Source organism: uncultured Methylobacterium sp. (assembly GCF_964242245.1).
Lineage (GTDB): Bacteria > Pseudomonadota > Alphaproteobacteria > Rhizobiales > Beijerinckiaceae > Methylobacterium.
Genome location: NZ_CAXTBY010000023.1, coordinates 1 through 14,849, shown reverse-complemented (window position 1 = coordinate 14,849; position 14,849 = coordinate 1). Strand labels below are relative to the sequence as shown.

Annotated in this window: 10 protein-coding genes and 2 tRNA genes; 8 read left to right on the top strand and 4 right to left on the bottom strand. The window is 68.1% G+C overall.

All coding sequences use genetic code 11. The annotated features are described in order from the left end of the window. Positions 1-89: 89 nt before the first annotated feature. A complete protein-coding gene (gene glnA / locus ACFE8Y_RS07820) occupies positions 90-1,499 on the bottom strand; it encodes a type I glutamate--ammonia ligase (RefSeq protein WP_375463828.1) in 1,410 nt (469 codons plus the stop codon). Positions 1,500-1,933: 434 nt separating this feature from the next. Between glnA and ACFE8Y_RS07815 the strand changes: the two genes are divergently transcribed. Beyond that, positions 1,934-2,953 (top strand): glutamine synthetase beta-grasp domain-containing protein, encoded by a 1,020-nt coding sequence (locus tag ACFE8Y_RS07815; protein ID WP_375463827.1) that lies wholly within the window; start codon positions 1,934-1,936, stop codon positions 2,951-2,953. 297 nt (positions 2,954-3,250) lie between these two features. On the opposite strand, the gene ACFE8Y_RS07810 is transcribed toward ACFE8Y_RS07815, so the two are convergent. Continuing rightward, on the bottom strand, positions 3,251-4,192 hold the full coding sequence (locus ACFE8Y_RS07810; protein WP_375463826.1) for a glutaminase: 942 nt from the start codon (positions 4,190-4,192) through the stop codon (positions 3,251-3,253). 69 nt (positions 4,193-4,261) lie between these two features. Then, entirely contained in the window at positions 4,262-4,600 is a 339-nt protein-coding gene (locus ACFE8Y_RS07805; protein WP_147727910.1) for a P-II family nitrogen regulator, read from the bottom strand. 214 nt (positions 4,601-4,814) lie between these two features. On the opposite strand from ACFE8Y_RS07805, the gene ACFE8Y_RS07800 reads away from it, so the two are divergent. Next, entirely contained in the window at positions 4,815-6,323 is a 1,509-nt protein-coding gene (locus ACFE8Y_RS07800; protein WP_375463825.1) for an NAD(P)H-hydrate dehydratase, read from the top strand. Here ACFE8Y_RS07800 and ACFE8Y_RS07795 read toward each other — a convergent pair. Continuing rightward, complete coding sequence (locus ACFE8Y_RS07795) at positions 6,316-7,794, bottom strand: multicopper oxidase family protein (protein ID WP_375463824.1); 1,479 nt, start codon at positions 7,792-7,794, stop codon at positions 6,316-6,318. The two genes, ACFE8Y_RS07800 and ACFE8Y_RS07795, sit on opposite strands and share 8 nt — an antisense overlap. A gap of 168 nt (positions 7,795-7,962) precedes the next feature. On the opposite strand from ACFE8Y_RS07795, the gene ACFE8Y_RS07790 reads away from it, so the two are divergent. The 6 genes from ACFE8Y_RS07790 to ACFE8Y_RS07765 all read left to right on the top strand — a co-directional run bounded on the left by ACFE8Y_RS07790 (position 7,963) and on the right by ACFE8Y_RS07765 (position 14,839). Next, positions 7,963-8,047: transfer RNA gene (locus ACFE8Y_RS07790), tRNA-Leu, on the top strand. Between the two features lie 184 nt (positions 8,048-8,231). Next, complete coding sequence (gene tig, locus ACFE8Y_RS07785; RefSeq protein WP_375463823.1) at positions 8,232-9,632, top strand: trigger factor; 1,401 nt, start codon at positions 8,232-8,234, stop codon at positions 9,630-9,632. Positions 9,633-9,756: 124 nt separating this feature from the next. After that, on the top strand, positions 9,757-10,383 hold the full coding sequence (locus ACFE8Y_RS07780) for an ATP-dependent Clp protease proteolytic subunit (RefSeq protein WP_375463860.1): 627 nt from the start codon (positions 9,757-9,759) through the stop codon (positions 10,381-10,383). Positions 10,384-10,592: 209 nt separating this feature from the next. Then, positions 10,593-11,864, top strand: a complete 1,272-nt coding sequence (clpX, locus tag ACFE8Y_RS07775; protein ID WP_375463822.1) for an ATP-dependent Clp protease ATP-binding subunit ClpX — start codon at positions 10,593-10,595, stop codon at positions 11,862-11,864. Positions 11,865-12,137: 273 nt separating this feature from the next. Then, positions 12,138-14,561 (top strand): endopeptidase La, encoded by a 2,424-nt coding sequence (lon, locus tag ACFE8Y_RS07770; RefSeq protein ID WP_375463821.1) that lies wholly within the window; start codon positions 12,138-12,140, stop codon positions 14,559-14,561. A 202-nt stretch (positions 14,562-14,763) separates the two neighbouring features. Beyond that, a tRNA-Val gene (locus ACFE8Y_RS07765) sits at positions 14,764-14,839 on the top strand. Positions 14,840-14,849: the final 10 nt, after the last annotated feature.

Sequence of the window (14,849 nt, the reverse complement as noted above, 5' to 3'; positions counted from 1 at the left end):
CGAGCGCCGGAGCCTCCGGGAGGCTCCGGCGCGTGACCATCCTGCGTGTCACGCCGTGCGGCAGGGCGCATCGCCCCACCCCACGGACGTTAAAGCGAGTAGTACATCGCGAACTCGACCGGGTGGGGGGTCATCTCGTAGCGCATCACCTCCTCCATCTTCAGCGCGATGAACGCGTCGATCTGGTCGTCGGTGAAGACGTCCCCGGCCTTGAGGAAGGCGCGGTCGCGGTCGAGGTTTTGGAGCGCCTCGCGCAAGCTGCCGCAGACGGTGGGGATCTTCTTCAATTCCCGCGGGGGCAGGTCGTAGAGGTCCTTGTCCATGGCCGCGCCCGGATCGATCCGGTTCAGGATGCCGTCGAGGCCCGCCATCAGCAGCGCCGAGAAGGCGAGGTAGGGGTTGGCCATCGGGTCGGGGAAGCGGACCTCGACGCGCTTGGCCTTCGGGCTCTTCGTCCACGGGATGCGGCAGGAGGCCGAGCGGTTGCGCGCCGAGTAGGCGAGCAGCACAGGGGCCTCGTAGCCGGGCACGAGGCGCTTGTAGGAGTTGGTCGACGGATTGGTGAAGGCGTTGAGCGCCTTGGCGTGGCGGATGATCCCGCCGATGTACCACAGGCATTCCTGCGACAGGCCCGCGTAGAGATCGCCGGCAAACAGCGGCTTGCCGCCCTTCCAGATCGACTGGTGGACGTGCATGCCGGAGCCGTTGTCGCCGTAGACGGGCTTGGGCATGAAGGTCGCGGTCTTGCCGAAGCTCTGCGCCACGTTGTGGATGCAGTACTTGTAGATCTGCATCTGGTCGGCCATCAGCGACAGCGTGTCGAACTTCATGCCGAGCTCGTGCTGGGCCGAGGCCACCTCGTGGTGGTGCTTCTCGACCTTGACGCCCATGCCCTGCATCGCGGCCAGCATCTCGCCGCGCATGTCCTGGGCCGAATCCTGCGGCGGCACCGGGAAGTAGCCGCCCTTGGTCTGGACGCGGTGGCCGAGGTTGCCGCCCTCGTAATCGGTGAAGCCGTTGGCCGGCAGTTCGGTCGAATCGAGCTGGAAGCCGGTGTGGTAGGGGTCGGTGCCGAACTTCACATCGTCGAACACGAAGAACTCGGCCTCGGGGCCGACGTAGATCGTGTCGCCGATGCCGGAGGATGTCAGGAACGCCTCGGCGCGCTTGGCCGTGCCGCGCGGATCGCGGGCGTAGGACTGGCCGGTCGACGGCTCGAACACGTCGCAGACGATCGCCATGGTCGCGGCCGAGAAGAACGGGTCCATGGTCGCGGTCGCCGGGTCGGGCATCAGCAGCATGTCGGATTCGTTGATCGCCTTCCAGCCGGCGATCGACGAGCCGTCGAACATCGTCCCATCCGAGAACATCTCGTCGTCGACGAGGCTCACGTCGAAGGTGACGTGCTGCCACTTTCCGCGCGGGTCCGTGAACCGGAGATCCACGTACTTGACGTCGTTGTCCCGGATCTCCTTCAGGACGTCCGTTGCGGTCTTCATGCTGTGCCTTCTCGTTGCGGCGGATCGAGGCCCTCGGGCGTCGGTCGCCCGTGACCGGTCCCTCGGCGGCGGACCCGCCGCGGAAACGTGCGACGGGCCGGTGATGCTTGCGGTCGTGGAATCGTGTGCGGCCGCCCCACGGGTGGGCGGCCCCGTGCCCGGGGCGGCACCTGATACCGCTCGCCCGTTCGCGTTGCCAGCACGCGACGCCCGGAAAAGCCGTCGGAAGACGGGCCACCGGCCGCCCCCAGCCCCAATCCGCTCTCGTGAAGCCTTCACGGAGGCTTGATCGCGCGCCGCTCGGAGCCGCCGGGGATCGCGCCCTGCGGGGCTTTCGCTGGCACATTTTCTGCACGCCAAGCCCCGGTCGCCGAAGGCCACGAAGCGCGCGCGTCTTCTCGGACTTCGCATCGTTCACGCACGAGAGACTCGGAATGACGAAATATAAGCTCGAGTATCTGTGGCTCGACGGGTACACGCCGGTCCCGAACCTTCGCGGCAAGACGCAGATCAAGGAGTTCGACGGCTTCCCGACCCTGGAGCAGCTTCCGCTCTGGGGCTTCGACGGCAGCTCGACCAAGCAGGCGGAGGGCGGCAGCTCGGACTGCATGCTGAAGCCGGTCCGCCACTTCCCCGACAGCACCCGCAAGAACGGCGTGCTGGTGATGTGCGAAGTGATGATGCCGGACGGCAAGACCCCGCACGCCTCGAACAAGCGCGCCACCATCCTCGACGATTCCGGGGCATGGTTCGGCTTCGAGCAGGAGTACTTCTTCTACAAGAACGGCCGCCCTCTCGGCTTCCCCGAGAGCGGATACCCGGCGCCGCAGGGGCCGTACTACACCGGCGTCGGCTACGCCAACGTCGGCCCGATCGCGCGCCAGATCGTCGAGGAGCACCTCGACCTGTGCCTGGACGCCGGGATCAACCACGAGGGCATCAACGCCGAGGTGGCCAAGGGCCAGTGGGAGTTCCAGATCTTCGGCAAGGGCTCCAAGAAGGCCGCCGACGAGATGTGGGTCGCCCGCTACCTGCTGCAGCGTCTGTGCGAGAAGTACGAGATCGACGTCGAGTACCACTGCAAGCCGCTCGGCGACACGGACTGGAACGGCTCCGGCATGCACGCCAACTTCTCGACCACCTACCTCCGCGAGACCGGCGGCAAGGATTACTTCGAGAAGCTGATGGCCGCCTTCAAGGACAACCTTGAGGATCACATCGCGGTCTACGGCCCGGACAACCATATGCGGCTCACCGGCAAGCACGAGACCGCGGCGATCAACCAGTTCAGCTACGGCGTGGCCGACCGCGGCGCCTCGATCCGCGTGCCGCACAGCTTCGTCAACAACGACTACAAGGGCTACCTCGAGGATCGCCGCCCCAACAGCCAGGGGGACCCCTACCAGATCGCCTCGCAGATCCTGAAGACCATCGCCTCGGTCCCGACGACCTGATCCGAATTTCGCGGTTTGGAAGATTTGAGGCGGTGCGGACCTTCGGGGTCGCGCCGTCTTTGTTTCATGTTTCAAGCGAATTTCGCCCCGGCCTTCCCTCCCCCGTTGCGGGGGAGGGTGGCCCGCGAAGCGGGTCGGGAGAGGGGAGCGCCCTTTCCGGATACGGCGCTCCCCTCTCCCGACCCTCGCTCACGCGAGGGCCACCCTCTCCCGCAGAGGGGGGAGGGAAGAAGCGCGCGGTGGCCGCTCCACCGCGACTTGTGAGGAGGATAGGCCAGAGGGCAGGGGGCCTGCGCCTCACCCCCCGAAGATCGACCAGCCCATGCGCTTGGTCAGTTGCTCCAGCGCGATCCGTCCGAGATGGGAGTTGCCCGCCGCGTCCAGCCCCGGCGCCCACGCCGCGATCGAGGCACGTCCCGGCGCGATCGCCAGGATGCCGCCGCCGACGCCGCTCTTGCCGGGCAGGCCCACCCGGTAGGCGAACTCGCCCGAGCCGTCGTAGTGGCCGCAGGTCAGCATCACCGCGTTGATCCGACGCGCGCGCTCAGGGGGGATGACCGACAGGCCTGTCGCGGGGTTGCGGCCGGAATGGGCGAGGAACCGCCCGGCCATCGCCAACTGCCGGCACGACATGCTGATCGCACAGTGGTGGAAGTAGACGCCGAGGGTGAAGTCGACGGGGTTCTCGATCACGCCGAACGACTTCATGTAGTTGGCGAGCGCGACGTTGCGGAAGCCCGTGCGCTTCTCGGAGGCCGCCACCGCCTCGTCGATGGCGATCGTGGGGTCGCCGGCTAGCGCCTGCAGGAACCGCAGGATTTCGCCGAGCGCCTCGCGCGGCTGGCGACTCGACAGGATCACGTCGGTGACCGCGATGGCGCCGGCATTGATGAAGGGATTGCGCGGCACGCCCTGCTCGCGCTCGAGCTGGACGATGGAGTTGAACGGGCTGCCGGAGGGCTCGCGCCCCACCCGCCGCCACAGGCGGTCCCCGACCATGCCGAGGGCGAGCGTCAGGGTGAAGACCTTGGAGATGCTCTGGATCGAGAACGGGGTCTCGCTGTCGCCGCCCGCCGCGACGGTGCCGTCGGCGCCGATGACGACGAGGCCGAAGGCCTGCGGATCGACCCGGGCCAGCTCGGGGATGTAGCCCGCCACCGCGCCGCGGTCGGTCCGCAGCCGCATCTCGTAGGCGATCTCCTCGACGACGCTGCGCAGGTGAGGCGTCAGCGCGTTCATGCGGGCCCGTCGATCGTCGGTGCGCCGGGTCGAGCCCGGACGATCCGGTCCATCACGAAGGAACCCGGTTCAGATCGCGTCCGGCCCCGTCTCGCCGGTGCGAATCCGGATCGCCTCCTCGATGGTGGACACGAAGATCTTGCCGTCGCCGATGCGGCCGGTCTGGGCCGATTTGCGGATCGCCTCGACGGCGCCCTCGACCAGCGCGTCGGACAGCACGATCTCGAGCTTCACCTTGGGCAGGAAGTCGACCACGTACTCCGCGCCGCGGTAGAGTTCGGTGTGGCCCTTCTGGCGACCGAAACCCTTGGCCTCGATCACGGTGATGCCCTGAAGGCCGACCTCCTGGAGGGCTTCCTTCACCTCGTCGAGCTTGAAGGGCTTGATGATCGCCTCGATCTTCTTCATGCCGAACGGGCCCGACCTGCGTTGTGCGATCCGCAATTTCTACCATCCCACTGGACCGTCCGCCACGCCGTATTCCCGTCAAGGCCGTCGAAACTGCCTAATCCATTCGCAGCCTACGCAAATCGTTGCGGCATCATAGTCCTCGAAGCCGATGATTTAGGCAACGGGTGAGCGACCTGCGGGCAGCGCCCGCGTACCACGTCGGATGACCGCCATGGCATGTCCGCGACTGCTCACGGTTGAGGCGATGGCGCGGGTCGATGCCGCCGCGATCGCCGGCGGCGTCCCGGGCATGGTCCTGATGCGCGCGGCCGGCGCGGCCGTCGCCGCGCGCGCCCGCGCGCACCTGCCGCCGGCCGGTCGGGTGCTGGTCCTGTGCGGCCCCGGCAACAACGGCGGCGACGGGTTCGTCGCGGCGCGCCTCCTGCAGGACGCCGGCTACGCGGTCGATCTCGCGCTGCTCGGGGAACGCGCCACGCTCGCCGGCGATGCCGCTCTTGCTGCGGCCGCGTGGACCGGCCCAGTCGCCGAGGCCGCCGCAGCCGATCCGTCCGGCTGCGATCTCGTGATCGACGCCCTGTTCGGCGCCGGCCTCTCCCGCGACCTCGCGGGCGCGGCGCGAACCCTCGTCGAGCGGATCAACGCCGCAGGCCGGCCGGTGCTCGCGGTCGACGTGCCGAGCGGGATCGACGGCAACACCGGGTCGCCGCGCGGCGGCGCGGTGCGGGCGACCGAGACCGTCACCTTCGTCGCACTAAAACCCGGCCACCTGCTCCAGCCGGGCCGCGCGGCCTGCGGGCACCTGCACATCGCCGACATCGGCACCGGCGCGGCGGCGCTCCAGGCCGGGTTGTCCGCCTGCCTCCCGCCCCTGTTCCGCAACGGGCCGGACCTGTGGGGCGCGGCCTTCCCGCGGCTCAGCGATGCGAGCCACAAGTACACCCGCGGCCACGCGCTGGTCCTGTCGGGGCCGGTGACGCGCACCGGCGCTGCGCGGCTCGCTGCGCGGGGTGCGCTCCGGGTTGGGGCCGGTCTCGTGACGGTCGCCTCGCCCGAGCGGGCCCTGCCGGAGAACGCCGCTCACCTCACCGCGATCATGCTGCGCCCTTGCGACGGCGCAGACGACCTCGACGATCTGCTGACCGACGCGCGCATCAACGCGGTGCTCGCCGGCCCCGGCCTCGGCGTCGGGGAGGCGACCCGCGACCTCGTCGCGGTGGCGGCCGCGGCCGGCCGCGGCCTCGTCCTCGACGCCGACGCGCTGACGAGCTTCAGGGGGCAGGCGCGGCTGCTGGCCTCCCACGTCGCCGACGGCGGGGCCGGTGCGGTGCTGACGCCGCACGCGGGCGAGTTCGCGAAGCTGTTCGAGGGCACCGATGCGGTCGCGGACGTGGGCAAGATCGAGCAGGCGCGCCGCGCCTCGGCACTCAGCGGAGCCGTCGTGGTGATGAAGGGCGCCGACACGGTAATCACCGCTCCCGACGGCCGCGCCGCGATCAACGACCACGCCGCGCCGTGGCTCGGCACCGCCGGCTCCGGCGACGTGCTGACCGGCCTGATCGCCGGCCTGCTGGCGCAGGGCATGGCGCCGTTCGAGGCGGCCGCGGCCGGCGTGTGGCTGCACGGCGACGCCGGCCTGCGCCACGGACCGGGCCTCATCGCCGAGGACATCCCGGAGCTGATGCCGCCGGTGCTGACAGGTCTCCTCGGCGCGCTCAGGTGACGTCGAAGCAGGTCCACAGCCCCGTGTCGAACCGCTCCAGCACGGTCGCGCTGATCAGCCAGCGGCCGGGATTGTCGGCCTGGAAGGCGATGCGGGCGGTGCGGCTTTCGAGCAACTGGAAGGTGTCGAGCCAGTAGGGCTCCCAACCGTCGTCGAGGGGATGCAGCAGGCGGAAGACGTGGCCGTGAAGGTGGAGCGCCTGCGGGAAGGCGGTCTCGTTGCGCAGCGCCAGCACCACCACCTGCCCGCGCTTGACCGAGAAGATCGGCGCGAGCCCGGCGGTCGCGCTGGTGCCGTTTACCGACCAGATCCGGGCGGCGTCGCCGGAATAGGTGGGCTCGGCCTCCGGCTTGTCCTTCTGCACGCGGGCGCCGCCGGTGATGACCACGTCGCGGCGCATCGCGTTCTGGAGCTTGACCTCCCGCGGCAGCAACGGGTTGTCGCCGATCGGCCCGATCGGCGGCCGCTTCTCGGTCCGCGGCGCACCCTTGGTCGCGACGGAGGCGAGCGTCAGTCCCTGGCCGACCAGCGCCGTGATCGTCCCCCGAGCCTCGGCCTCCGCCGGCAGGTCGATCAGCAGGTCGTAGCGGGTGCCGGGCGGGAAGGGCAGCGTCGCGCGCAGGGGTTCGAAGGTGTCGGTCGGCTGGCCGTCGACGGCGGCGACGTAGACCTTCAGCCCGTCGAACCGAATCCGGGTCGCCCGCGCGTTGCAGGCATTGCCGAGCCGCACCCGGATGCGGCTGCCGGGGCGTGCCTCGAAGGTCGCGGGCGCGGGCCGGCCGTTGACCGTCACGAGGTTGCCGAGCCGGCCGTTGCTCGCCGCGAACGTCGTCTGGCCGAAGGGCAGGAGCGCCCCGTCGTCCTGGAGCCGCCAGTCTTGCATCAGCACGGTGACATCGGCATCGACCGCGGGGGGCGCTTTCTCCTCGACCACGAGGAAGCCGGCCAAGCCCCGGCCGGACGGCTCGCTCGACCCGCCGATCACCAGGGGCCGGACCAGGAACGTGCCGGCATCGGGCGGCGTGAAGTCGTAGGTGAAGTCGGTGCCGGGCGCGATCGGCGCCTGCGTCATCCCGCCGACGCCGTCCATGCCGTTGCGGTTGCGCACCCCGTGCCAGTGCAGCGACAGCGGTTTGTCCGTCCTGTTCGCGACCCGGACGCGCACCGCCTCGCCGAGCTTCACCCGCAGCACCGGCGGCGCCGACACATCATCGACCTTGCCGTCGATCGTACCGTGAAACGACCAGACCGACGTCTCGGCCGCAGGCTCCGGCTTGAGCCGCGATCGCCCCGCGGCGGCTGCAAGGGTGCGCGGCTCCGGCAACGGCGCGGCCGGAGCCGGTGTCTTGTCCGCTTGGACCTGCGCCCATCCCGCCCGCGGCAGCAGCAGCAGGGCCACGCCTCCGACGAGCGCCCGACGCGAGGCACCGTCTCGGAGTTCGGCAGGCGGCGCAGATCGGGCTGGCGGCATGGGACCTCGTGAAGCCATGGACGCTCAGTGCGCGCGGGACGCCGCTTGTAGCGGCAGCCTCCGCCCCGCGCCACCGCGAAGCCCCCGCAAGTTTTTTGCTGCGGCCCGTACCCCGCATGCTATAGACCCGCCCTCCGGCGGCCGGACACGCGCCGGGCATCGGCGCTCGCGGGCGTGGCGGAACTGGTAGACGCGCGGGATTTAGGTTCCCGTGTCGCAAGACGTGGGGGTTCGAGCCCCTCCGCCCGCACCAGGTCCGCCGTCGGGAACGGATTGGCTGATCCCCGGGAGGACGCGGCCGGCGTTCCGCCGCCCGGCGGACGCGTTGCCCCGCGCGTGGCCCGTAGTCTCCCTCGTACACACCTTGCGAATCCGGCAGGCCCTGCGGGTCTGCGCGGTTTTGCCGATGATCACCCGGACCTTTGAGAGCGACGACAATGCAGGTGACCGAGACACACTCCGAGGGACTGAAGCGCACGTTTCAGGTGTCGCTGGCCGCGAGCGAGCTCGAGGATCGCCTGACCACCGAACTCTCCGGCATGAAGGACAAGGTGCAGCTCAAGGGCTTCCGCCCCGGCAAGGTGCCGGTGGCCCACCTGCGCAAGGTCTATGGCCGCTCGGTGATGGCCGAGGTGGTGCAGAATGCCGTCAACGAGGCCAACCAGAAGATCGTGGCCGACAACGGGCTCAAGCTCGCCCTGGAGCCGCGGATCGAGTTTCCCTCCGACCAGTCGGCGGTCGAGAAGGCGCTCGAGGCCAGGGCCGACCTCTCGTTCAAGGTGGCGCTGGAGGTTCTGCCGAGCTTCGAGCTCGCCGATCTCTCCGATGTCAGTCTGACGAAGCTCGTGGCGACGCCCTCCGACGCGGAGGTCGATGAGGCGCTCACGCGCATGGCCGGCCAGAGCCGCCCGTTCACCGAGCGCGAGGCAGGCGCGGCGGCCGAGACCGGCGACCGCGTCACCATCGACTTCACCGGCCGCATCGACGGCACCGAATTCGAGGGCGGCAAGGGCGAGGGCATCGACCTGGAACTCGGCTCCGGCTCGTTCATCCCCGGCTTCGAGGAGCAGCTCGTCGGCGCCAAGGTCGGCGAGGAGCGCCTCGTCAAGGCGAGCTTCCCGGAGGCCTACGGCGCCGAGGCGCTCGCCGGCAAGGCCGCCGAGTTCGACGTCACCGTCACGAAGATCCAGGCGCCGGGCGAGGCGAAGATCGACGACGACTTCGCCAAAGGCATGGGGATGGACTCCCTCGACAAGCTCAAGGAGGCCGTGTCGAAGGCGATCGGGACCGACTACGAGGCGGCTTCCCGCCGCAAGCTCAAGAAGGAGCTCCTCGACGCGCTCGACGGCCGCTACGCCTTCGACCTGCCGCCCTCCCTCGTGGCGCAGGAGTTCGCCAGCGTCTGGGCGCAGGTCGAGCAGGATCTCAAGACCCGCGGGAAGACCTTCGCCGACGAGGGCACCACGGAGGAGAAGGCGACCGCCGACTACCGCAAGATCGCCGAGCGCCGCGTGCGGCTCGGCTTGGTGCTTGCGCAGGTCGGCGAGAGCGCCGATATCAAGGTTTCCGACGAGGAGGTGAACCAAGCCCTCATCGCCCGGGTCAGGCAGTTCCCGGGCCAGGAGCAGCAGGTCTGGGACTTCTACCGGAAGAATGCCCAGGCGCTCGCCGAGCTTCGCGCGCCGCTGTTCGAGGAGAAGGTCGTCGACCACGTCCTCGCGCAGGTCAAACTCGTCGAGGAGCCCGTCTCGAAGGAGGCGCTCTTCGCCGACGAGGAGTCGGAGGCCGACGGTGCCGGGGAGAAGACCGAGGACACATCGGTCGAGAAGGCCGACTGAGCCCGGCGCCTGATCCAGGCCGCGGGCAAATGGTTAGGCGGCGTTAAGGATCGCCGTCGTTCGCTGACATGCCCGGTCCCCGCGTGATTCGCGGGCCAAGCCCCTGGGAGTCCTTAAGGCCATGATGAGAGATCCGATCGACGTCTACAACAACGCGCTCGTCCCCATGGTGGTCGAGCAGTCGAGCCGCGGCGAGCGCGCGTTCGACATCTACTCGCGGCTGCTGCGCGAGCGGATCATCTTTCTAACCGGACCGGTCGAGGATTACGGGGCGTCGCTGATCGTCGCCCAGCTCCTGTTTCTCGAGGCCGAGAACCCGAAGAAGGAGATCTCGTTCTACATCAACTCGCCCGGCGGCGTGGTGACCTCGGGGCTCTCGATCTACGACACCATGCAGTTCATCCGCTGCCCGGTGACGACACTCTGCGTCGGGCAGGCCGCCTCGATGGGCTCGTTGCTGCTCACTGCCGGCGAGCCGGGGCACCGCTTCGCGCTCCCCAACGCCCGGATCATGGTCCACCAGCCGTCCGGCGGCTTCCAGGGCCAGGCCACCGACATCCTGATCCACGCCCGCGAGATCGAGGCCCTGAAGAAGCGCCTCAACGAGATCTACGTGAAGCACACCGGCCGCGACTACGACACCATCGTCACGGCGCTGGAACGCGACAACTTCATGACTGCGGACGCGGCCAAGGAGTTCGGCCTCATCGATGAGGTCATCCAGAAGCGGCCGGAGCCGGCCGCCGCCTGAGGGCCGGGCGCGCCCCGCGACGGATCCGTCGCGGGGCGGGTATGGCGATACCGGCCTTGATCCCGCCGCGGCAGCGTGTTTGCATCGGAATCTCAGGACCCACACCGTCATAGGCGCGCAGGCGACTTTTTCTTTAAGCGGATTCCCTTACCTGTGAACGATGCGCGTGCGTCCCGGGCTGGCAGCGTACGCACGAATCGGAGACCGATATGAGCAAGACTGGCGGCAACGACTCGAAGAGCACGCTGTACTGCTCGTTTTGCGGCAAGAGCCAGCACGAGGTCCGCAAGCTGATCGCGGGCCCGACGGTGTTCATCTGCGACGAGTGCGTCGAGCTGTGCATGGACATCATCCGGGAGGAGTCGAAGTCCTCGCTGGTGAAGTCGCGCGACGGCGTACCCACCCCGAAGGAGATCCGGCGGGTTCTCGACGACTACGTCATCGGCCAGGACTTCGCCAAGAAGGTCCTCTCAGTCGCCGTGCACAACCACTACAAGCGATTGGCGCACGCGACGAAGCACAACGACGTCGAACTCGCCAAGTCCAACATCATGCTGATCGGGCCGACGGGTTCCGGCAAGACGCTGCTCGCGCAGACGCTCGCCCGCATCCTCGACGTGCCGTTCACCATGGCGGATGCCACCACGCTGACGGAAGCCGGCTACGTCGGTGAGGACGTCGAGAACATCATCCTCAAGCTCCTCCAGGCCTCCGACTACAACGTCGAGCGGGCGCAGCGCGGCATCGTCTACATCGATGAGATCGACAAGATCTCGCGCAAATCCGACAATCCCTCGATCACCCGCGACGTATCGGGCGAGGGCGTGCAGCAGGCCCTCCTCAAGATCATGGAGGGCACGGTGGCGAGCGTGCCGCCGCAGGGTGGGCGCAAGCACCCGCAGCAGGAGTTCCTGCAGGTCGACACCACCAACATCCTGTTCATCTGCGGCGGCGCCTTCGCCGGGCTGGAGCGGATCATCTCGGCCCGCGGCAAAGGCACCTCGATCGGCTTCGGCGCAACCGTGCAGGCCCCCGACGACCGCCGCACGGGCGAGGTATTCCGCTCCGTCGAGCCGGAGGATCTGCTCAAGTTCGGCCTGATCCCCGAATTCGTCGGCCGTTTGCCGGTCCTGGCGACGTTGGAGGATCTCGACGAGGTTGCGTTGAAGCGCATCCTGCAGGAGCCCAAGAACGCCCTGGTGAAGCAGTACCAGCGCCTGTTCGAGATGGAGAACGTCGACCTGACGTTCCAGGACGACGCCCTCTCGCTGGTCGCCCGCAAGGCGATCGAGCGCAAGACCGGCGCGCGCGGCCTGCGCTCCATCCTGGAGACGATCCTCCTCGACACGATGTACGACCTGCCGGGTCTCGACTCGGTGGAGCAGGTCGTGATCGGCCCCGAGGTGGTCGAGGGCAAGTCGCGCCCGCTCTTCATCCATGGCGACCGCAACAAGGACGCACCCGCCAGCGTCAGCGCGTGACCCTTGTTGCGTAAACGACTGACGACGCGGGTCGATTTCAGATCGGTCCGCCGTTCGCGTCGCTCTGCCGGCATCTTGAAACCGGTGTCTGCGAAAACCAACTGAGGATCAGCGCAGTGGCCGCTGCCTCCCTTCGAGGGGCGGTGCCGCGCCACCAGCCGCAAAGTCCCGATAAGACCTTGTTCCGAACCTCGCGGCCCGGCCGGCCCCTGGCAGGAAGCTTGCTCCGTTCCCGAGGAGCGACCGCCCGGCGTCCCTCATGAGGAAGTCATCATGACCCAATCGAAATCACGCCAGCCGGTCGTCCCGGGCTCGACGGGCGCCTACGCCGTCCTGCCGTTGCGAGACATCGTCGTCTTCCCGCACATGATCGTGCCCTTGTTCGTGGGTCGCGAAAAGTCGATTCGCGCGTTGGAGGAGGCGGTCAAGACCGACCGCCACATCCTGCTTGCCACCCAGATCAACGCCGGCGACGACGACCCGGCCACCGACGCGATCTACACGATCGGCACGCTGGCCTCCGTGCTCCAACTCCTGAAGCTGCCCGACGGCACCGTGAAGGTGCTGGTCGAGGGCGGCGGCCGCGCCAAGATCACGGGTTTCACCCGCTCGGACGAGTATTACGAGGCCGAGGCTGAGGCGCTGGTCGACGAGCTCGGCGACAAGGTCGAGGCCGAGGCGCTCGCGCGCTCGGTGCTCTCGGAGTTTGAGAATTACGTCAAGCTCAACAAGAAGATTTCACCCGAGGTCGTCTCCGCCGTCACGCAGATCGAGGAGCCCTCGAAGCTCGCCGACACCATCGGCTCGCACCTGCTCGTCAAGATCGCCGACAAGCAGGCGATCCTGGAAACGCCGACGGTCGCCGCGCGCTTGGAGCGCGTGTTGTCGCTGATGGAGAGCGAGATCTCCGTGCTGCAGGTGGAGAAGCGTATCCGAACCCGCGTCAAGCGGCAGATGGAGAAGACCCAGCGCGAATACTACCTCAACGAGCAGATGAAGGCGATCCAGAAGGAGCTCGGCGACGAGGACGGCCGCGACGAGCTGGCCGAGCTCGAGGACAAGATTGAGAAGACCAAGTTCACCAAGGAGGCCCGTGAGAAGGCATCGGCCGAACTGAAGAAGCTCCGCCAGATGTCGCCGATGTCGGCCGAGGCCACGGTGGTGCGCAACTACCTCGACTGGATGCTCGGCATCCCGTGGAACAAGCGCTCGAAGATCAAGAAGGATCTGCTCGGCGCCCAGACCATGCTCGACGACGACCATTTCGGCCTCGACAAGGTCAAGGAGCGGATCGTCGAGTACCTCGCCGTTCAGCAGCGGGCGAACAAGCTCACCGGCCCGATCCTCTGCCTCGTCGGTCCCCCCGGCGTCGGCAAGACCTCGCTCGGCAAGTCAATCGCCAGGGCGACGGGGCGCGAGTTCGTGCGGATGTCGCTCGGCGGCGTGCGCGACGAAGCCGAGATCCGCGGTCACCGCCGGACCTACATCGGCTCGATGCCCGGCAAGATCGTCCAGTCGATGCGCAAGGCCAAGACCTCGAACCCCCTCATCCTGCTCGACGAGATCGACAAGATGGGCATGGATTTTCGCGGTGATCCGTCTGCGGCGCTGCTGGAGGTCCTGGACCCGGAGCAGAACAGCACGTTCAACGATCACTACCTGGAAGTCGATTACGACCTGTCGAACGTGATGTTCGTGACGACCGCCAACACCCTCAACATCCCCGGCCCGCTGATGGACCGCATGGAGGTGATCCGCATCGCCGGCTACACCGAGGAGGAGAAAGTCGAGATCGCGCGCAAGCACCTGATCCCGAACGCGCTGAAGAAGCACGGTCTCGACAAGAAGGAATGGGCGATCGACGACGAGTCGCTGCTGATGCTGGTCCGCCGCTACACGCGGGAGGCGGGCGTGCGCAACCTCGAGCGCGAGCTGTCGAACCTGATCCGCAAGGCGGTCAAGGAGATTCTCATCACCAAGGTGAAGAGCGTCTTGGTCGACGTCGACCGGCTGCAGGTCTTCCTCGGGCCGCCGAAATTCCGTTACGGCGAGATCGATGCCGACGATCAGGTCGGCGTGGTGACGGGCTTGGCCTGGACCGAGGTTGGCGGTGAGCTGCTCACAATTGAGGGCGTCATGATGCCGGGCAAGGGCAAGATGACGGTCACCGGCAACCTCAAGGACGTGATGAAGGAGTCGATCTCGGCGGCCGCATCCTACGTTCGCTCGCGGGCAGTCGATTTCGGCCTGGAGCCGCCGCTGTTCGAGCGTCGGGACATCCATGTCCACGTGCCCGAGGGTGCGACCCCGAAGGACGGGCCGTCCGCCGGCATTGCGATGGCCACCGCCATCGTCTCGACGCTGACCGGCATCCCCGTCCGCCGCGACATCGCCATGACCGGCGAAGTCACGCTTCGGGGGCGTGTCCTGCCGATCGGCGGGCTGAAGGAGAAACTGCTTGCCGCGTTGCGCGGCGGCATCAAGACCGTGCTGATTCCGGAAGAGAACGCCAAGGACATTGCCGAGGTGTCCGACAGCGTGAAGAACGGGATGGAAATCATCCCCGTCTCGCGGATGGAGCAGGTTCTAATCCACGCCCTCGTGCGCCAGCCCGAGCCGATCGAGTGGGAGGAGCCGCTTCCCCCGGTCAAGCCCGCTCGTGTGGACGAGGACGGCGCGACCTTCGTCGCCCATTGACCTTCGCAGGATGACGCGGCCCCGGAGCTTCCGCTCCGGGGCCTCTCGTTTGCCTTACAGCCTGTCAGCACACCTGCCGGGCGAGCCGTGTGCTACGTCCCCCGCGCGCACCGATGGCAGCCCCTTAACGGATGCCGCAGTCGGGCCTTGCGTGCAGAGAAGCGGAAGGTTAGCGAATCGTGAGTGCCGCACCGAGCGGCGCGGGCGGTTAGCTCAGTTGGTAGAGCGCCTCCTTTACACGGAGAGGGTCGGGGGTTCGAGTCCCTCACCGCCCACCAGCGATAACAA

Coding starts and splice junctions, on each gene's coding strand:
- glnA (WP_375463828.1), bottom strand. CDS start 1,499: ATGAAGACCGCAACGGACGTCCTGAAGGAGATCCGGGACAACGACGTC.
- ACFE8Y_RS07815 (WP_375463827.1), top strand. CDS start 1,934: ATGACGAAATATAAGCTCGAGTATCTGTGGCTCGACGGGTACACGCCG.
- ACFE8Y_RS07810 (WP_375463826.1), bottom strand. CDS start 4,192: ATGAACGCGCTGACGCCTCACCTGCGCAGCGTCGTCGAGGAGATCGCC.
- ACFE8Y_RS07805 (WP_147727910.1), bottom strand. CDS start 4,600: ATGAAGAAGATCGAGGCGATCATCAAGCCCTTCAAGCTCGACGAGGTG.
- ACFE8Y_RS07800 (WP_375463825.1), top strand. CDS start 4,815: ATGGCATGTCCGCGACTGCTCACGGTTGAGGCGATGGCGCGGGTCGAT.
- ACFE8Y_RS07795 (WP_375463824.1), bottom strand. CDS start 7,794: ATGCCGCCAGCCCGATCTGCGCCGCCTGCCGAACTCCGAGACGGTGCC.
- tig (WP_375463823.1), top strand. CDS start 8,232: ATGCAGGTGACCGAGACACACTCCGAGGGACTGAAGCGCACGTTTCAG.
- ACFE8Y_RS07780 (WP_375463860.1), top strand. CDS start 9,757: ATGAGAGATCCGATCGACGTCTACAACAACGCGCTCGTCCCCATGGTG.
- clpX (WP_375463822.1), top strand. CDS start 10,593: ATGAGCAAGACTGGCGGCAACGACTCGAAGAGCACGCTGTACTGCTCG.
- lon (WP_375463821.1), top strand. CDS start 12,138: ATGACCCAATCGAAATCACGCCAGCCGGTCGTCCCGGGCTCGACGGGC.